Annotated in this window: 20 protein-coding genes; all 20 read right to left on the reverse strand. The window is 68.5% G+C overall.

Annotation, left to right across the window (positions count from 1 at the left end):
• Positions 1–7: 7 nt before the first annotated feature.
• On the reverse strand, positions 8–859 hold the full coding sequence (locus F464_RS0110420) for a 3-hydroxybutyryl-CoA dehydrogenase (RefSeq protein WP_018989748.1): 852 nt from the start codon (positions 857–859) through the stop codon (positions 8–10).
• A gap of 45 nt (positions 860–904) precedes the next feature.
• Entirely contained in the window at positions 905–2092 is a 1188-nt protein-coding gene (locus tag F464_RS0110425) for an acetyl-CoA C-acyltransferase family protein (protein ID WP_018989749.1), read from the reverse strand.
• Positions 2093–2307: 215 nt separating this feature from the next.
• Positions 2308–3339 (reverse strand): NADP-dependent oxidoreductase, encoded by a 1032-nt coding sequence (locus F464_RS0110430; RefSeq protein WP_018989750.1) that lies wholly within the window; start codon positions 3337–3339, stop codon positions 2308–2310.
• 196 nt (positions 3340–3535) lie between these two features.
• On the reverse strand, positions 3536–4330 hold the full coding sequence (locus tag F464_RS0110435) for an SDR family oxidoreductase (protein WP_018989751.1): 795 nt from the start codon (positions 4328–4330) through the stop codon (positions 3536–3538).
• A gap of 48 nt (positions 4331–4378) precedes the next feature.
• Positions 4379–5116: an SDR family NAD(P)-dependent oxidoreductase gene (locus F464_RS0110440; RefSeq protein WP_018989752.1), complete on the reverse strand. Its 738-nt coding sequence runs from the start codon at positions 5114–5116 to the stop codon at positions 4379–4381.
• A 29-nt stretch (positions 5117–5145) separates the two neighbouring features.
• The gene (locus F464_RS0110445) at positions 5146–6555 is read right to left on the reverse strand and encodes an FAD-dependent oxidoreductase (RefSeq protein WP_018989753.1); all 1410 of its coding nucleotides are present in this window, start codon (positions 6553–6555) and stop codon (positions 5146–5148) included.
• A gap of 76 nt (positions 6556–6631) precedes the next feature.
• On the reverse strand, positions 6632–7642 hold the full coding sequence (locus F464_RS30910) for a hypothetical protein (protein ID WP_018989754.1): 1011 nt from the start codon (positions 7640–7642) through the stop codon (positions 6632–6634).
• Between the two features lie 160 nt (positions 7643–7802).
• On the reverse strand, positions 7803–8543 hold the full coding sequence (locus tag F464_RS28270) for a TetR/AcrR family transcriptional regulator (protein WP_018989755.1): 741 nt from the start codon (positions 8541–8543) through the stop codon (positions 7803–7805).
• Positions 8544–8579: 36 nt separating this feature from the next.
• Positions 8580–9095 (reverse strand): VOC family protein, encoded by a 516-nt coding sequence (locus F464_RS28275; RefSeq protein ID WP_018989756.1) that lies wholly within the window; start codon positions 9093–9095, stop codon positions 8580–8582.
• Between the two features lie 10 nt (positions 9096–9105).
• Positions 9106–10161: a zinc-dependent alcohol dehydrogenase gene (locus F464_RS0110465; protein WP_018989757.1), complete on the reverse strand. Its 1056-nt coding sequence runs from the start codon at positions 10159–10161 to the stop codon at positions 9106–9108.
• A 26-nt stretch (positions 10162–10187) separates the two neighbouring features.
• Positions 10188–10673, reverse strand: a complete 486-nt coding sequence (locus tag F464_RS0110470; RefSeq protein ID WP_018989758.1) for a hypothetical protein — start codon at positions 10671–10673, stop codon at positions 10188–10190.
• Positions 10670–11671 carry a phosphotransferase family protein gene (locus F464_RS0110475; RefSeq protein ID WP_018989759.1) on the reverse strand — a complete coding sequence of 334 codons (1002 nt, stop codon included), beginning with the start codon at positions 11669–11671 and terminating at the stop codon, positions 10670–10672. The genes F464_RS0110470 and F464_RS0110475 overlap by 4 nt, the downstream gene beginning before the upstream one ends.
• A 3-nt stretch (positions 11672–11674) precedes the next feature.
• Complete coding sequence (locus F464_RS0110480; protein ID WP_018989760.1) at positions 11675–12454, reverse strand: SDR family NAD(P)-dependent oxidoreductase; 780 nt, start codon at positions 12452–12454, stop codon at positions 11675–11677.
• Between the two features lie 26 nt (positions 12455–12480).
• Positions 12481–12894: a nuclear transport factor 2 family protein gene (locus F464_RS0110485; RefSeq protein ID WP_018989761.1), complete on the reverse strand. Its 414-nt coding sequence runs from the start codon at positions 12892–12894 to the stop codon at positions 12481–12483.
• A 66-nt stretch (positions 12895–12960) separates the two neighbouring features.
• A complete protein-coding gene (locus tag F464_RS28280) occupies positions 12961–13425 on the reverse strand; it encodes a VOC family protein (protein ID WP_157353683.1) in 465 nt (154 codons plus the stop codon).
• Between the two features lie 90 nt (positions 13426–13515).
• Positions 13516–14790, reverse strand: coding sequence for a multidrug effflux MFS transporter (locus F464_RS0110495; protein WP_018989763.1), 1275 nt, complete (start codon positions 14788–14790; stop codon positions 13516–13518).
• Positions 14780–15577, reverse strand: a complete 798-nt coding sequence (locus F464_RS0110500) for an enoyl-CoA hydratase/isomerase family protein (RefSeq protein ID WP_018989764.1) — start codon at positions 15575–15577, stop codon at positions 14780–14782. The genes F464_RS0110495 and F464_RS0110500 overlap by 11 nt, the downstream gene beginning before the upstream one ends.
• 40 nt (positions 15578–15617) lie before the next feature.
• Positions 15618–16400 carry an SDR family NAD(P)-dependent oxidoreductase gene (locus F464_RS0110505; RefSeq protein WP_018989765.1) on the reverse strand — a complete coding sequence of 261 codons (783 nt, stop codon included), beginning with the start codon at positions 16398–16400 and terminating at the stop codon, positions 15618–15620.
• A complete protein-coding gene (locus F464_RS0110510; RefSeq protein ID WP_018989766.1) occupies positions 16397–17506 on the reverse strand; it encodes an acyl-CoA dehydrogenase family protein in 1110 nt (369 codons plus the stop codon). The genes F464_RS0110505 and F464_RS0110510 overlap by 4 nt, the downstream gene beginning before the upstream one ends.
• A complete protein-coding gene (locus F464_RS0110515; RefSeq protein ID WP_018989767.1) occupies positions 17503–18702 on the reverse strand; it encodes an acyl-CoA dehydrogenase family protein in 1200 nt (399 codons plus the stop codon). The genes F464_RS0110510 and F464_RS0110515 overlap by 4 nt, the downstream gene beginning before the upstream one ends.
• Between the last annotated feature and the right edge of the window lie 59 nt (positions 18703–18761).

The raw sequence follows: 18761 nt of genomic DNA on the forward strand, positions 1-18761 counted from the left end.
CCAGTGGTCAGGCGTAGTTGAAGAAGCCGCGCCCGCTCTTGCGCCCGAGGAAGCCGGCATCGACCATTTCCTTGAGCAGCGGCGCGGGCCGGTATTTCGGGTCGTTGAAACCGGCCTGGAACATTTGCAGCACCGACAGCATCGTGTCGAGGCCGATGAGGTCGGCGAGCGCGAGCGGGCCGATCGGCTGGTTGCAGCCGAGCTTCATGCCGGCGTCGATCTCCTCGGCCGACGCGAGCCCTTCCTGCAGCGCGAAAATCGCTTCGTTGATCATCGGGCACAGGATGCGGTTCACGGCGAAGCCGGGGCTGTTTTTGGCGACGATCGCGCTCTTGCCGATCGCGGCGACAAAGCTGCGCGCGGCGTCCACGGTTTCGGGCGCGGTGCATAGCCCCGGCACCAGTTCGACCAGCGCCATGACCGGCACCGGGTTGAAGAAGTGCATGCCGATGAAGCGCGCGGGACGTTTCGTCGCCGCGGCGAGGCGCGTCACCGACAGCGACGAGGTGTTGGTGGCGATCAGCGCGTCGGGGCCGACGATCTCATCCACCTGGGCGAGGATCTTCAGCTTGAGCGCTTCGTTCTCGGTCGCCGCCTCGATCACGAGGTCGACGCGCGCGAGCGCGGCGTAGTCGGTGCTGCCGCGGATGCGGTCGAGGCACGCGGCCTTCTGCGCGGCCGTGAGCTGCCCTTTCTTGATCAGGCGCTCCAGGCTGCCGCCGATCGTCGCGATCGCCTTGTCCACCGCGTCTGCCGAGATGTCGACCAGGACGACGGACAGGCCCGCCGCCGCGCACACCTGGGCAATGCCGTTGCCCATCGTTCCCGCCCCGAGGATGCCTACCGTACCGATACCCATGTTTCGCTCCCACAATGAATGCTGCAGATGTCCGCCCGCCGCGGCTTACAGCCGCTCGAAGATCGCGGCGATGCCCTGTCCGCCGCCGATGCACATCGTCACCAGCGCGTAGCGCCCGCCCGTACGGTGCAGTTCGTAGATGGCCTTGGTGGTGATGATCGCGCCGGTCCCACCGACCGGATGGCCGAGCGAGATGCCCGAGCCGTTGGGATTGACCTTGCGCGGATCGAAGCCCAGTTCGCGCGTCACGGCGCAGGCCTGGGCCGCAAAGGCCTCGTTCGATTCGATGACGTCAAGGTCCTCGACCTTCAGGCCGGTGCGCTCCAGCACCAGACGCGTCGCGGGCACCGGGCCGATGCCCATGTAGAGCGGCTCGACGCCGGCATGGGCGTAGCCGACCAGGCGCGCGAGGGGCTTGAGGCCCAGCGCCGCAGCCCTGCCCGCTTCGGCGAGCACCACGGCGGCGGCGCCGTCGTTGAGGCCCGAGGCGTTGCCGGCGGTCACCGTGCCGCCGTCCTTGCGGAAGGCCGGCTTCATCGCCGCGAGCGACTCCATCGTCACGCCGGTGCGCACATGCTCGTCGGTATCGAACAGCGCAGTGCCGCCCTTGGTCTTCACTTGGACGGGGACGATCTGGTCCTTGAAGTAGCCCTCGACGATGGCGACCGCGGCACGGCGCTGGCTCTCCAGCGCGAGCGTGTCCTGCATCTCGCGCGTGATGCCGTAGCGCTCGGCGACGTTCTCCGCGGTGATGCCCATGTGCACCGGCTTCCACGGGTCGTGCAGGATGCCGTTCATGTAGTCGACGAGGCGCGCGTCGAGCATGCGCGCGCCCCAGCGCAGGTTCGGCACGGTGTAGGGGCCGCGGCTCATCGATTCGGCGCCCGCACCGATCGCGAGGTCGCAGTCGCCCAGGCGGATCGCCTGCGCCGCCGACACGATGGCCTGCAGGCCGGAGCCGCACAGGCGATTGACGTTGAACGCCGGCACGGTCTCCGGGATGCCCGCATCCATCGCCGCGACGCGGCTCAGGTAGGCATCGCGCGGCTCGGTCGGGATCACGTTGCCCATCACGACGTGGCCGATCGCATCCGGCGCTGCGCCCGAACGCTCCAGCGCCGCCTTCACCGCGACCGTCGCCAGGTCCCCCAGCGGAATGTCCTTCAGCGACCCGCCGTAGGTTCCGATGGGAGTCCGGGCAGCTCCAAGCACGACTACTTCACGTTGCGACATATCTTCACCTGCCTCGCGTATGGGTTATGACAATGTCGCCCGGCGCCGCGGCGACCGGACCGACAAAAACAATACTGTCTTGTTTGTTTTACACATGGTAAGCCAGAACGGCCGTCCCAACAAGCCGCAGCGGCGTGCCGGATGCAGGGCCGGAAACGAACCCGCACCCGCTGCCACACCTGCCGGACCGGCAGACGGGCAGCACCGCGGCCCGTTCAGGCGCCCAGCGTCGCCACGTCGTCGTCGAGGCGCACCACCGTCTTGCCGGTGGTCTCGCCCGACATCAGGCGGATGAAGGCGGCCGGCGTATTCTCCAGACCGGTGGTGACGTTCTCGAGCGCCTTCAGCTGCCCGGACTTGATCCAGCCGGCGATACTCTCCTCGGCCTCGGCAAGAATCTCGGGATGCTCGAAGGCGAGAAAGCCGCGCATCGTGATGCGATGGACCAGCACCTGCCACAGGTTGCGCAGCGGATAGGGATCGCCCGCATTGTTGTAGTTGGCGACCATGCCGCACACGACGACGCGTCCGAAGTCGGCCATCAGCGGCAGCATCGTGTCGAGGACCCGTCCGCCGACGTTGTCGAAGTAGATATTCGCCCCGCCCGGGCAGGCCGCGCGGATCGCCCCGGCGAGGTCGTCGGTGGCGCGGTAATTCACCGCGGCGTCCATGCCGAGGCCGGTGACGATGTCCGCCTTGGCGGCACTGCCGACGATGCCGACGACCCGGTTGCCGCGCAGTTTGGCGATCTGCCCGGCGACGCTGCCGACCGCTCCGGCCGCCGCGCTCACCACCACGGTTTCGCCGGAACGCATCTCGCCGATCTTCTGCAGGCCGATGTAGGCCGTAATGCCCGACCAGCCCAGTGCGCCCATGTAGGCGGTGAGCGGGATCTGCGGGTCGACGCGAAGGTTCTCCATCGCGATGTTCGACGGGTTGAGGATCGAATAACGCTCCCAGCCGACATAGCCGCGGCCGTAGTCGCCTTCGCGGAAAACGGGATTGCGCGACTTCACGACGCGGCCCAGCACCATCGTCGGAATCAGGCCGCCGATCTCGACCGGTTTCATGTAGCTCTCGCGGTCATCGAGCATCCCGCGCGTAGCCGGATCGATGGCGAACACCTTGTTCTCGATCAGCACCTCACCGTCCGCCAGTTCCCTCACCGGCTCCTCGACGAGGCGGAAGTTTTCCGGCACCGGCACCCCGGTCGGACGCGAATTCAGCACCACCCTGCGATTCAACATGTCATTTCTCCGTCGCGGTCCGGTCGCTGCGACCCGGCGCCTCATCAAAGTTTTTCCGGTGCGGGGATAACGGTCACGCGGCTGCATGGTGCGCCGAAAAAACCCTGCCGACGGATTATAATCCAGCCGACCGGTCGGTCGTATATTTTTTGCTGTGCAGCGGACGCTTGCCTGCGCGCGCTGCACAACCATTTCGTCAGCGCGACGTGTCGGTCCCGTCCGCGAGCGCCGCGGCGATCTCGCTCATGCGCGGATTGCGCCGCAGCGTCAGGCCGCCATTGACCTGCAGGTTCTGACCGGTGACGAAGCATTCGTCCGCTGCCAGCCACAGCGCCGCCTCGGCGACGTCGTCGGCGGTGCCGACGCGGCCGAGCGGATATTCGCGCCGGAACAGCTCGACCAGCGCCGGACTGGCGAAGGCGGACGCCGCCATGGGGGTGTCGGTGATCCCGGGCGAGATCGAGTTGGCGCGGATGCCCCGCTCGCCGAACTCGTTGGCGACGCAGCGGATGACGTGGTCGATGCCGGCCTTGGTGCCCATGTAGGCGGCATGGTTGTCGAGCATGATGGTCGCCGTCGCCGACGAGATCTGGATGATCGAGCCGCCCTGCGTCATCGCCCGCACCGCTTCCTGGATGAACTGGAACGGTCCGGTGAATTGCACCGCGTTCATGTAGTCGAGGTCCTCGCGCGTGGTGTCGAGAAACGGTTTCAGCAGCCCGTAACCGGTGGCGTTGATGGCGACGTCGAGCCGTCCGAAACGCTTGACGGTGGCGTCGATCAGCGCCGCGACATCCGCCTCGCGCGTGATGTCGCACAGCGCATACGCGCCGCCGACCTCTTCGGCAAGCTGCTGCAGCGCCGCCGCACGACGGCCGGCCACCATCACCTTTGCCCCTTCGCGCGCGAAGCGCCGCGCGATCACCTGCCCCATGTTGTTGGCCCCCGCGGCCCCCAGCACCACCACCACCTTGCCCGCAACGCTGCCCATGCCTTTCGCTCCTCAACAAGAAAAATACGCTGCCGCGCCCTCCGGCCGCTACGCCGTGGTCCAGCCGCCGTCGACATCCATCACCATGCCATTCGCATAATCGCAGCCTGCGAGGAACATCGCCGCATCGGCCATGTTGGCCGCGCTGCCGGCCCGTTTCAGCGGAATGCGCGAGTCGATGAAGCCGCGCCGCACGATATCGTCGGGCGCCTGGCCGGCCACGGCGCGCTCGCGCTCCTCGGGTGTCAGGATCAGCCCCGGCGACAGCACATTCACGCGGATCCCGCGTGGTGCCAGTTCCAGCGCGAGTTGGCGCCCGAGCGAATTGACCGCGCCACACAGCGCCGAGCCGCCGGCATAGTTCGGGATCGCCGCCTTCGCCGCGATGCCCGAGCACAGCATGATCGAGCCGCCCGCGGGCATCTTCGGCACGGCGTGGTGGCACGCGTACATCTGGCCGAAGAAGCGCCCCGCGAATAGCTCCACCCAATGCCGCGGCGGCAGCTCGTCGATGGCACCGAACACCCAGCCGCCGGCGCAGGTCACGAGCAGGTCGACCCGTGCCAGCGGTTCGAACAGCGCCCTGACCTGCGCCTCGTCGGCGACATCCACGGCCACGCCGGCCGCGCCGTGCCCGATCACCGCGACCGCTTTCTCCAGCCGCGCCGCATCGCGCGCAGCGACCACCACGTGCGCGCCTTCCGCGGCGAAGCGGCGGCCGATCTCCAGTCCGATGTTGGAACTGCCGCCGGTGATAACGGCGGTCTTGCCCTCGAGCCTACCCATGCTCCCCTCCAGTCCGGCCGTGCCTAGCTTTACCGCGCCGCGGCCCGCGCGGCGTTCTGCCCCGCGAGCCGCCCCAGGATGACCGCGTTGGCGATGCTCAGGCCCCCGCCCGCGTAGCGCTTGCCCTGTATGCCGCCGACCACTTCGCCGGCTGCGAACAGGCCGGGGATGCGGCGCTGGTGCTTGTCGAGCACGCGGCACTGGCCGTCGATCTCCGGCCCGCAGCTGGTCCAGCCGATCACCGAGGCGCGCACCTCGATCGCGTAGAACGGCGCCTTGCGGACGGCGAAGCGCCGCTCGGCCTGCTTGAGGAATTCGCCGTCGATCCCGCAGTCGCAGTCGGCGTTGTAGTTCTCGACCGTCACGCCGAGGCTGATCGGGTCGACGCCGATCTTGCGCGCGAGCGCGCCGATCGAGTCGGCGACGAATACCTCGCCCTTCGCGATCCGGTCGCGGATCGTCTGGTGATCCCAGGTCGTCGCCGCAAGCTCGGAGTGGTAGGGATCGGAATACGCGGTGTCCACGCTGGCGTTCGCGAGCGTCGGCTCGTCGAAGATCGCGAACGCGCGCCGGTCGGTCTGGCTGTTGAGGATGTAGCCCGAGACGCTGTAGGGCACCGTCTCGTCCATGAAGCGGCGTCCTTCGCGATTGACGAGCATGATCCACGGCGGCAGGAAGGGCTCGACCACGCGGCCGGCCGCGCCCGACGCGGGCAGCGGCAGGCCGGTATCGAAACCGACGATGTTCGCGCCGACCTCCTCGCCCATCCTCAGGCCGTCGCCGAGAATGAAGGGCGCGTGCCAATGCACCGCGTAGACGCGATCGCCGTGGTAGGCCATGCTCGGCCAGTAGCGTTCGATCATCTCGCGGCTGTTGCCGAAGCCGCCGGTGGTGACGACGACCGCGCCCGCCCGCAGCTCGGCCCCAGCGGCGCGCACGCCGACCACGCGGCCGTCCTCGACGACCAGGGACTCGACACGGGTCGCGACCGCGGTCTCGACGCTGCAGGCCTCGAACGCGCGCACGATCGTCTCGCCGACGCTGCCCGCCCCACCGCGGCTCGGATGGCCGCGCGGCACCGAGTCGACGCCCGAGCACATCAGCCACTCGGGCGGAAACTCGGCGCCGTGCCCGATCAGCCAGTCGATCGCCTCGGGGCCGCGATCGCACAGCAGCCGCACGATAGCCGGGCTGAACTCCCACTGGTTGAGGTTCATCACGTACTCGTACATCGCATCGGCGGTGTCGTGGACGCCACGGGCCTTCTGCACGCTCGTGCCGGCCGCGTAGAACACCCCGCCCGACTGCAGCGTTGCGCCGCCGACGTGCGTGTCGGCTTCGAGCACCATCACCGACGCACCGGCTGCCTGCGCCTCGATCGCCGCACACAGGCCGGCTCCGCCGCCCCCGACTACGACGACATCAAAATCACGTTGCATTCGATTCTCCCCCGCTGGTGAATCCGTCCGTCCTTGCCGGCGTCGCACCCCTGCCCGGCCCGCGCCGGACGCCCGTTCAGTAGCGCCAGCGCGGCTGCGGATGCAGGATCGAGTATTCGGCGCAGCCGTAGCCGCGCTCGCCGGTCTCGACGATCTCGAAGTCGAAGAACGACTCGTAGCAGTCAAGCGTGCATTCGGCGTCATTCTCGCCGCGCATCAGGCCGTTCATCGTGTGCGCATGCTTGCGCCCGGTGCGCACGTGGATCACGTCGCCGCCGGGCAAGGTCAGCTCGTAGAGGAAGCTCATCGCGGTGCGGCGGTCGTCCTCGGTGCGGATGATGCAGCTCGCCCCTTCGATCGGGCGGCTGCCGCTCGCGTCGGACAGGAAGCCGCCGAAGCGCGGCGCACCCTGGTGCGGCACGACGAAGTCGGGATTCATCCAGCCGAAAGCGTTGAGGTGGAAGCGCTCGGTCTGGATCGACGGCCAGAAGTGGAACAGGCTGTCCTGGTAGGACAGCGGCGGCAGCTCCCACGGCGTCTCGCCGCCGAAGCGGTTGGTCCACGAGTGGTCGCGGTGCGCCCAGGAGTTGATCTGGCGGCGGCCGCGGCGCGGCCCCGCGCGCACCTCGAACTCGCCGGTGCACAACAGCCCCTGCTCGTAATGGCCGCCGTAGTTGTATGTGTCCGCGCTGGTCAGCGGGTTGCCGCCGAGGCAGTCCTTGTAGTCGAAGACCGGGAAGCGACCGGTATAGAGCAGGTCGAAGCCGTACTTCGGGCCGTCGAACTGGATGCGGATCTGCTCCAGCGGTTTGACGACCTGATAGCTCATGTGCCCGCCGACGAGCTTGTCGAACTTGCGCGGCGCGTCGGGGGCGAACGGCAGCTTGTTCGCCCATGGCTGCGCCACGCCGTCGATGACCATCATCGTGCTGAAGCGGCCGTAGCCCTTGTTGCTCACATGGAGGTGGTTGACGCCGAAGATGTCGGCCTCGCGGTCGCAGATCGAGAACCAGAAGTTGTCGCTGAACAGGGCATCGCTGCCCGCGGGGGCGAAGTGCAGGTACTCGTCGTCGGCATTTACGGTCATGACAGGCTTTCCTTGTGGTCGATGTTCGGGGCGCGAGGCTCCGGCCGCGCACCGCGTGGTTCCCGGGACCGGCCGCCTGCGGCCGGCCCGTTTCGTGATGACTGATGGATGATTCGCGGACGGCGCAGGCGCGCGCCGCCGGGACGCAGCGCCGGCCGCGCTAGCGCACGCCGCCCCGCACCAGCTTCATGTACACCGCGACGGCCGCATCGATCTGCCGGCGCGACACGCGCGTGCTGCGGTAATAGCGCCGGTACAGCGCGGTGCGCGCCGCGATCAGCATGTGCGCCAGCGCCTCCAGTTCCGCCTCGCCGTAGCTGGCGATCTCGCCGGCTTCGACGCTGCGCCGCAGCGACGCGATGTAGTGCGCCGTGGCCACCGCCAGATACTTGCCGTACGCGAGCGGCGCGGCGACCTCGGCCTCGTTGAGCACCCGGAACAGCCACGGGTGTTTGCGCATGTGTTCGAAGAACGCGCGGTAGCCGCGCTCCTCGATGTCGTAGAAACCGCTCGCGCCGATCACTGCCGTGCCCATCGCCTTGAGCAGGTCCAGGCCGACATGGGTAAGCAGTTCGTCCATCAGGGCCTGGCGCGACTCGAAGTAATGGTAGAAAGTCCCCTGCGCGATGCCCGCCAGCTCGGTGATGCGGTTGACCGAGGCGTCCCAGTAACCGTGCTCGCCGACCACCGTCGCGGCCGCCAGGAAGATCGCCTCGCGCACGTTCGTCACCCGCTCGGCGCGCGTGGGCCGACGGCTGCGGCCCGCGGGGCGCTTCTCGGTCGCCGCGGCGACCGCTGCGGTCCCGCCACGCCCTGCGCGTGCCCGACCGGCAGGCACCGCTGCGCCGTCCTCGGCCGCTTCCCCGGCCTTCATTCCCACGTCGAACTCTTCCGACTGCATCCTCGTCTCCCCCCCGATGTACGCCGCCGCTGACTCCTAACCGATACGGGCGGCATATGCCGCAGCCTTCATTTGCGCCATCGCCTCGGTCGTCGCCGCATCGAAGCCGAGAATCTCGATCACCGACGCCCCCGCCTCCTCGCAGTCGAAATAGGCGAACTTCACACTGCCCCCGCTCAGAACGCCCGACGACAGTTCCGGCAAACCCTGGCCGCGCAGGCGCGCGACGGTGGCGTCGAAGTCCGGCACCGCAAACGCCACGTGGTGCAGGCCGGGCCCCTTGCGTTCGAGGAACTCGGTGTAAATGCTGGGCCCGCGCAGCGATTCGATGAGTTCGACCTGTACCTCCCCCGCATAGCCGAGTGACAGGCGCATCGCCGAATCGGCCGGCCGGCCGCGGTAGCGGCTCTCCTCACCGAGCACGACGTCGAACCGCGCCCACGCCGGCACGCCCATCACGCGGCCGAACCATTCCTCCGCGGCGTCCAGGTCGCGCACCACCCAGGCGGTCTGAAAATAATGCGCGGACAGCGCCTCCAGCTCGTTCGTCATCGCGGTATTCCTAAGGGACAAGAATTACTTTCATGGCGCCGCGGCTCTTATCGGCGGCCACTTCAAAGGCCTCGCCGATCTGCTCCAGCGGCATCACGTGCGTCACCAGGTCCTGCATCGGCAGCTTGCGCGAACCCATCAGGTCGACGGTGTAACCGAAGTCGGTCTTCAATCCCTGCGTCCCGTAAGTCAGGCAGAAACGGTAGGTCACGTCCTTGAGCACCGATTTCCACGAGTCGAGCGGCACCAGTTCCTCCCACAACCCCAGCACCAGCACCTCGCCGCGCGGGCGCACGATGTCGGTCGCCTGGCCCAGCGTCGGCGCATGTCCGCCCACGGTCTCGATGACGATGTCCGCAGCGCCGCCGTCGAGGTGCGAGCGGATCTCCTCGACCGAGGCGTCGCCGCTGCCGCGCACGACCACGTCGGCGCCGAAGGCCTGCGCGAACTGCGCCTGCTGGTCGTACTTGGCGGTAACGATCACCCGGCCCGCACCCATCGCTTTCGCCGCGCCGGCCGCCGCCAGTCCGAGCACGCCCGCGCCGAGCACCACCACCTGCTCGCCGCCGCGCAGGCCGGCGCGCCGCAGCGCGCTGACCGGAGCCGCCGCCGGCTCGGCAATCGCCGCCGCGTGCGTCGCGACGGTGTCGGGCAGGATATGCAGACCGCGTTCCGAGAGCTTGAGGTAATCGACGTAGCCGCCGGTCGCATGGGCCGCCCGACCGGTGCACTGGTTCGGCCAGCCCGCCGTGCAATACGGACATACGCCGCACGCAGTGCTGTGAAAGAAGTCCACCGCGACGCGGTCGCCGACCTTGACGCGCCGCACCTTGCGCCCGGCTTCGGTGACGACGCCGCCGAACTCGTGCCCGGCAGCACCGGGCATCGGATAGCAGCACATCGCATTGGCCGAACCGCCCCCGTGCCAGAAATGCAGGTTGCTGCCGCAGATGCCGTGCCCCTCGACTTTCACGATGACGGAATCGTCATCGACCTCGGGCTTGTCGACCTCGACGATCTCGAACCTGCGCGGCGCCACGAGGGTGACCGATCGCATCTTCGCCATGCCTGTCTCTCCTTGCGCTGCCGCGATTACGCCGCCGCATCCGCGGCAAGGTGCTGCTTGCCCTCGCGGTCGCGCGTCGTCATTTCCTCGAACAACTGCACCGTCACCCCCTCCCCTTCGCGGCGCGCGCTGCGCACGAAGAAGCGCTGAATGTCGCGCAGGGTTTCGTCGGCCGCGGCGTCGCCGGCGCTGCGGCAGCGGGCGGCGAGCGCCTCCAGGCGCTCCTTGAGCGCGGCGTTCTCGGCCATCAGGGTATCGACGTGGACTTCGTCCGCTGCCGGCGGCGCCTCCGCACCGCAGCGCCGCAGCAGTTCGCGGGCCTCGTCGCTGTCGGCGCGGATACGCGCCAGCGCGGCCGGGGCGACGATGCGCGGCAGCTCTTCGAGCAGCGTCGCCAGCTGCTCGGCCTGGATGCGCGCCATCGCGTCGGAAAGATGCGGCAGGATCCACTCGCGCACGCAGGCGGCCATGCCCGCGGTGAGTTGCTGCAGCGGAACGGTCTGTTCGATCATGCGCCCATTCCTATCGCCGCGGCTTCGGCGGGTATGTTGTTGGCGAGCACGTTGCGCCCAATCTGCAGCAGGCGCAGGTCGGACGAGCGGCCGTCGGCGAACACCTTGAGGCCGGTCAGGCCGACCAGGTCGGCCTTGAGCGTTTCGAGCAGGGTCCAGTAGCGCACGCGCTCCTCATCGACGGCGATGCCCGACTGCTGCGAGTAGCGCTCGGCCATCTCCCCGCTGACGCTGCACCAGCCCGCGAGTGCCGGGATGCGCGTGAAGGCGATGTCGGCCATCGGATCGCCGATGAACACGCGCTCCCAGTCGAGCACGGCGCGGATGCGGCCGTCGCGCCAGACGAAATTGCCCATGCGATAGTCGTTGTGGATCAGCGACAGGCACGGGCTGCGCGGGCGGTTGGCGCGCAACCACGCGATGACCTCGCGCAGCACGGGATAGGGCCGCAGGCGGATGCGGTCGAGCACCTCCTCGCAGCGGTCGAGCGCCAGCGCCGCGGGGTCGCCGCGGTCGGCGGGCACGCCGAGGAAGGACAGCCCGTGCGCCTCCCAGTCGAACGTGTGCAGCTTCGCCAGCGCATCGACGAACTGGCGGTGCACCTCGGGGCGCGAGGCTGCGGGCAGGCTGTCGCTCCACGGCAGCGGCACGTCGCCGTCGACGAATTCCATGATGTAGAACGAGGTGCCGAGCAGCTCGCCGCCCGCATCGCACCAGTACACCCTAGGCACCGGCACGCCCGAATCGTGCAGAACGCTCAGCACGCGGAATTCGACGCTGGCATCGTAGGGTTCGAGCAGCCCGGCGCGCGGCGCCTTGCGCATGATCAGCGGCGCGCTGCGCGGGCCGTCCGCGTCGACCCAGCTCGCGCGCAGGCGCCAGGTTTCGTAGGAAAAGCCGCCGGGCATGCGTTCGAGGCCGCTGACCATGGCCGGCGCCCCGGTCCGGTCGGTGATGAAGCGGGCGAGGATCGCGCCGGCATCGGCGACGGACGGCATCGCTCACACCCCCCGCAACCCGGCGGTCGAGCCGCCGTCGATCAGATATTCGGCGCCGGTGACGAAGGCCGCCTCGTCGCTGGCGAGATAAGTCACCAGTCCGGCGATCTCCTCGACCGAGCCCATCCGCCCCAGCGGCGACAGCCCGCACAGTTGCGCCCGCGCCGCCGCCGGATCGGGCGCACCCGCCATCGCCTCGCGGATCATCTGCGTTTCGACGACGCCGGGATGGATCGTGTTGCAGCGGATCTTCAGCCCGGCATCGGCGCAGTGCATCGCGACGGACTTCGCGAGCAGGCGCTGCGCACCCTTGGCGACGCTGTAGCCGACGTTGCGCGGCAAGGCCAGGATGCCGTTCATCGACGAGTTGATGATGATCGAGCCGCCGGGGCCGCCGGGGTTGGCGCGCATCGCGGCGACAGCGTGCTTGCACGTCAGCATCGTGCCGGTGAGGTTCACGTCGATGATGCGGTCCCAGGCATCGGCCTCGATGTCCTCGATGTTGCTGTCCGCACCTTCCACGCCCGCGTTCGCGAAGGCGATGTCGAGCCGCCCGAAGCGCCCGCGGATCAGCTCCATCAGCGCAGTCCAGCCGGCCCGGTCATCGATGTGATGGGCATGGAAGACTGCCCCGGTGGCCTCGCACAGGGCGGCCGCACGCCCGGCGTTGGAGCCGGTGAACACCACGCTGGCCCCTTCGCGGCGGAAGCGTTCCACCGTCGCGGCCCCGATCCCCGCAGTGCCGCCGGTCACCAGCGCCACCTTGCCCGCAAGTCGTTCCATGTCGCTCCCCCGCCCGCCGGCGCCGCTCAGTCGGCCCGGATGGTCTTGTAAACCCGTTTCGTGAATAGCCACCGGCCGTCGATCCGCGCCAACTCGTCGTCATACTGGCCGCGCAGGCGCAGCACACGCCCGTCGGGATGCGGGAACACCTCGGAGGTGTAGGTGCGGGCCGTCGCGCGGTCGCCGTCGACCTCGATCGCCCCCGGCGTGGCGACGTAGGCGAGACCGGGATAGTCGCCCATCGAGCGGATCCAGCCGGCGACGATGGCCTCGCGGCCGCGGAAGCATTCGAGCCCGGGGTATTCGGGCAGGCGCCATTCGCTGTCCTCGGCCCACACCCCGGCCCACGCCGCGGCGTCGCGCTGCATCACCGCATCCCCGTACTGCTCGATCAGTTCGCGAATCGCGAGACGGTCTTCAATTGGTCCACTGAACGACATGCGCTGCTCCCCCAGGCAAACGGGCAGTTCGTGCCCGAACCTTCACAAGCAATCTGTTCTGTTTATTTACTGCGGCGATGCGGCGAACCCGGGCTGTCCGGTGAGCTCTTGCAGCTCGAACACGTTGCCGTCGGGATCCCGCCCGTAAGTCGCGCGCACGCTGCCGAAGTCCTGTGGCGGGCAGTGGAAGCGAACGCCGGCATCGACCATGCGCTGGTAGGCGGCATCGACATCCGCCACATCGAAGCACAGGTGGGTGAAGCCGTAGCGATTCACGGGGCGGTCGCCACTGCCCTTCGGCGCCTGGGCGGGGAAGGCGAACTGGAACAACTCGATGCAGGTCGGGCCGCGCTGCAGCATCACGGCCGTCGCCGCGGTGGCGGTCAGGGCCATGACGCGGTCGATCTTCGCCTCACCCGGTTGCCATGCCGTGCGCGACACCTCTTCGAATCCAAGCAGCCCGCAATAGAAATCGCACATCGGTTTCAGGTCGGGCGTCGAAATTGCAACGTGGTGGATCACACGGATCATGGAACAGACCTTGAATCGGTTGAGGAATCCGGTCCTGCCCGCGCTGCGCGCGGCCATAAGAACAAACCGTCCTGTTTTTTTGATAATGATTCAACAGTCAATGACTGTCAATTCATTTTTTGCACTTTGCACGACAGGCGCTTCCTCCTCTCCGCCGAGGTGCCGCAGCACCAGGAGCGCCATGACACCCAGGATCACGTACGCCCCCAGTACCGGGCGCAGCGTGCCGTCGAAGAATTGCCCGACCAGCCCACCGAGGAGCGCGCCGACGGTCATCGATACGAAGCCGAACATCGACGACGCGGTACCGGCGATGCTGCCGAGCGGATTCATCGACATCGCGGTGAGATTGGGCAGCAGCATGCCGAAGACGAACATGTTGCACGCCTGCACGCCGAGGAACATCGGCAGCGTGATGGCGCCGGCGACGGCCAGCGCGAGCGCTGCCGCGTTCGCGGTGACGAGGATGTACAGCCCCGCGCGAATCAGCTCCGCGCTGCCGAAACGGCGCACGAGGCGCGAGTTGGCGAAAGCCGCGGCGGACATCGCCAGCGAGACCAGCGCCAGCAGCGGCGTAAAGTGCAGACCGGCGTCGAAGGTACGCTGGAAGATGGCCTGCGCCGAGGATAGAAAGCCGAGATGCGCCCCCATCACGAGGCCGCATACGATCATGCAGACGAAGGCGACGCGGGTGCGGACGACCGTCCGGTAAGCGGCCGCCAGCGAACGCGGCGAGAGCGAACGGCGGCGCGCCGCCGGCAGCGATTCCTCGAGGCGCCACACCGCCCAGCCGAGCGAAATCCCCCCGACCACTGCAACCGCCGCGACGATCCAGCGCCACGAAGCGAACAGCAGGATGAGCTGCCCGAGCAGCGGTGCGACGATCGGCTCGAGCAGCACGACCGCCATCGCCAGCGACATGACCCGCGTCATCTGCGGACCCGCATGGCGGTCGCGCACGACCGAGAAGGTCACCACGCGCTGCGCGCCCGCGCCGATGCCCTGCAGCAGGCGTGCCGCGAGCAGTACCTGGAAGTCCTGCGCCAAGGCGCCGGCGACACTGCCTGCGACGAGAAGCAGCACGCCCGCGATGAACAACGGGCGCCGGCCGTAACGATCGCTGAGCGGACCGAACAGGAGTTGCGATGCACCGACGCCGAGTACGAAGACCGCGATCACGGCCTGGGCGCGATTCGAATCCGCCAGCCCGAGGTAATCGCCGAGCGGCAGCAGCGCGGGCAGCATCATGTCGACCGCCACCGCGCCAGCGACGAGGCTGAGCGCGACGAAGGCGACGAATTCGGCGGGCCCCATGCACGGCGCATCGTCCGCACCGACGCCCTCCGCCGGATCGCTAACTGCCACGAAATTCCGGCTTGCGTCGGCCGAGAAAGGCGGTCACCGCCTCGGAGAAATCGTGCGACCCGGCTGCGGCGAGGAAGGCTTGCAGTTCGGCGTCGATCTGGCCGGCGAGGTCGTTGTCGAACGAGCCGTAGAACAGCTGCTTGGTCCGTCCCAGCGCCGCCGTCGGCTGCGCGGCAAGGCGCGCGGCCAGCGCGAGAGCCGCGGCGTCGAGTTCCGCGTCGGCCACGACCCGGCTCACAAGTCCCAGTTCCAGCGCGCGCTGCGCGTCGATACGCTCGTCCAGCAGGGCCAGTTCCATCGCCCGACGCACGCCCAGCAGCCGCGGCAGGGTGTAGCTGCCGCCGCCGTCGGGCGAGGCACCGAGCTGACCATAGGCCAGCTTGCAGTTCACGGTGTCGCTGGCGATCACGACATCGCAGGCGCACATCAGCGAAAAACCGAATCCGGCTGCGGCGCCGCGCACAGCGCCGATCACCGGCTTGGCCATCGTCCGCAGGCTCGTGACGGCGCGTCCGACGTCGCTCACCAGCGCCCCGAGCTTCGCGTCGCGCTCCGCGGCAGCCAACCCGAGCAGTTCCGAGAAATAGCGGATGTCACCGCCGGCCATGAAATGCGGTCCGGCCCCGGTAACGACCACGCAGCGCACTGTCGCATCGGCGGCGGCGTCCGCCGCGATTCCCGCAAACCGGCTGGCCATTTCCGGGCCGATGGCGTTCATCGCCTCCGGTTGGTTGAGGACGATGCGCAACACCGCGCCATGCTGCTCGACGATGACCTTGTCACCCATGCCTTGCTCCCTTTTCCTGTTGTCGCCTGTCAACGGATTGTCACAGCGTATTCACAGTATGACCGCCGTCGACCACCAGCACCGCGCCGGTCATGTAGGAGGACGCAGCCGAAGCGAGCAGCAGCAGCGGGCCGACCAGTTCCGCGCTCTGCCCGAGACGGCGCTCGGGAATGCGCTTTATCAGGCCCTTGCCCGCGTCGGTGGCGAAGAAATCCCGGTTGAGAGGCGTTTCGACGTAGCCCGGCGCCAGCGCATTGACACGAATTCCATAGCGGGCGAGTTCCAGCGCCATGGCTTTCGTGAGCTGGATCAGCGCCGCCTTCGATGCCGCGTAGGCCGGCACCTGCTGTGCCACGCGCAAACCGAGGATCGAAGCGATGTTGATGATGCTGCCGGCCCGGCCGGCCTCCTTCATCGCCCGCGCCACGCCCTGCGCGACCCGCCACGAACCGTCGAGATTGACGTCCATGATGCTGCCCCAGTCCTGCTCGTCGACGTCGAGCAGCGGTTTCGTGAGGGTCACGCCGGCATTGTTCACGAGGATGTCGGGCACCCCGACGTTGGCGACGATCCACGCCAGGGCCTCGCTCACGCTTTCGGCGCGCGTCACGTCCATGGCCACCGCATGCGCCAGGTGTCCGCCCGCAACCAGCCCGGCCGCGACGTCGCGCCCCTGGTCGATGCGCCGGCCGGCGAGGACGACCACGGCCCCGGCTCCCGCGAGTGCCTCGGCGAAGTCGCGGCCGAGGCCGCTGAAAGCGCCCGTGACCAGCGCGATTTTTCCCGATATGTCGAACAGCCCTGCGGCATTCGAGATACTCATGCGTGCATCCCCCCTGCCGCCCCGTTCCGGCCGGCCGCGAGGTAACGGGCGAAATGCTCGTCGCGGCTGCCGAACAACGCCGCATTGACCATCAGGCGGCGGAAATAATGGCTCACGTCCAGCTCTTCGGTGACGCCCAGGCCGCCGTGCATCTGTACCGCCTCGTTGGCCACGTGGCGCGCTGCGTTGCAGATGTAGGCCTTCGCGCCGCTGACCACGCGCGCCCGCTCCGCGGCCGGCCGACCGAGCGCTTGCTGCGCCGCCAGGGTCAGCGCGGCGACTTCTTCCTGCAACAGGAACATATCGACGGCACGGTGCTGCAGGGCCTGGTTGGTGCCGACGGCACGTCCGAACTGCTTGCGGATCTTGAGGTAATCGCAGGTGGTCGCGACCAGCACGCGCACGGCACCGAGCGCCTCGGCGCAGGCCGCCACGGCCGCCTCGTCGAGCACCTCCGCAAGGGCCGCCTCGACCGCCGCCGCGTCTGCGCCGAGCGGCTCGGCGGGCGCACCGGCAAAATGCAGGTTCGCCGCACCCCGGCCATCCACGAGCCGGTAGCGCGTGATCTCCGTTTCCCCCGCTGCGGGATCGACGAGGTAGAGCCGCCTGCCGCCGTGGGCGTCATCCAGCGCGGAGACGATCAGGCGGTCGGCGACGTCGCCGTGCAGCACCGATATCTTTCTGCCCGACAGGCGTCCGCCGCGCACCCTGCAGGGACTGTCGGCGGGCTCGGCATCGGCGAAGGCGAGCCGCAGCGAGCCGTCGGCGAGCCCCGGAAACAGCGCCGCCTGCTGCGCCTCGCTGCCGAGTTTCACCACCAACCCGGTACCGACGATGGCGCTGGCCAGCACCGGCTCCATCAGCAGGCGGCTGCCCACCACTTCCATCAGCGCGCCGACCGCCAACGGATCGGCGTCGAGACCGCCGTGGGTCTCCGGCAGGCGCAGCGCCAGCCAGCCCAGTTCGGCGTAATCGCGCCACGCGCGGGCGCTGTAGCCGGTGGCCTCGCCGAGCACGGCGTGGCGCTGCAGGAAGCCGTAATTGTCCGCCGCATAGCGCGCCGCGCTGTCGCGCAGCATCGCGGCCGTTTCCAGATCCATGTTCATAGCCCCAACACTCCCTTGGCAACAATGTTGCGCTGGATCTCGGAGGCGCCGCCGAAGATCGTCGCGGCGCGGTTGTAGAAATGATCCTTGACGATGCCGCCCGCATCCTCCGGCCCCAGCGGCGGCGGCGCTGCGGCATGCAGGGCCGCCGCGTCCCAGGCGACGCCTGCCAGGCCCAGGGTGTCGACCGCCGCTTCGGCGATGTGCTGGTACAGCTCGGTGCCGCGCAGCTTGATCAGCGAGGCCTCGGCGCCGTGCTCGGTGCCGCGCATCATCGACTCCACCGCCTGGTAGGACGCCACTTCGAGTGCCATGAAGCGCAGCTCGAGCTCGCCGATGCGGGTTTCGAGGCGGTCGCGCGAGGCCGGTGCAGCCTCTGCCGCAAGACCCTTCAGACGCTCCAGCGCGTGCCACGCCATGCCGACGATGGCACCCGCGGTGCGCTCGTTCTTGAGCAGGTATTTGGCGTAGGTCCACCCCTCCCCTTCGGCCCCGACGAGGTTTTCGGCGGGAACGCGGACGTTTTCGAGCCACACCTCGTTCACGTGGTGATAGCCGTCCATGGTCGGAATCGGCTTCACGGTCACGCCCGGACTGCGCATGTCGATCAGCAGGAAGGAAATGGACTTCTGCGCCTGCTCGCCGCGCGCCGTCTTCACGAGACAGAACAACCAGTCCGCCCATTGCGCGTAGGTCGTCCACACCTTCTGGCCGTTGACGACATAGTGGTCGCCCTCGCTCGACTCCACCCGGATCGCCTCGGTGCGCAGGCCCGCAAGGTCGGAGCCCGCGCCCGGCTCCGAATACCCCTGGGCCCAGAAGTCATCGGTGGTCGCGATGCGCGGCAGGAAGCGCGCCTTCTGCTCCGGCGAACCGAAGGCATAGATCACTGGCCCCACGTACTTGACGCCGAAGGGGATCACCCACGGACAGCCGAGCCGTGCGAGCTGATCCTCGAAGGAGAAGCGCTCGAGCAGCGACCACGCCTGGCCGCCATATTCCTTCGGCCAGTGCCCGACGGCCCAGCCCTGATCGTTGAGCAGGCGCATCCAGCGGACGTAGTCGTCCTTGTCCAGCACCTGGTGCAGCCGCGACTTGCGCTTCAGGTCCACGGGCATCACCCCGTCGTAAAAGCTGCGGATCGCCGCCTTGAGGCCTTCGGCCCGCTGCCGGGCTTCGGTTATCGGATCGGTCATGACATTTCCTGCGCAATGGTCACAGTCGGAAGCGGACGCGCCCACGGCGGCTCCCGCTG

Source organism: Aromatoleum toluclasticum ATCC 700605 (assembly GCF_000378245.1).
In the GTDB taxonomy this organism is placed as follows: domain Bacteria; phylum Pseudomonadota; class Gammaproteobacteria; order Burkholderiales; family Rhodocyclaceae; genus Aromatoleum; species Aromatoleum toluclasticum.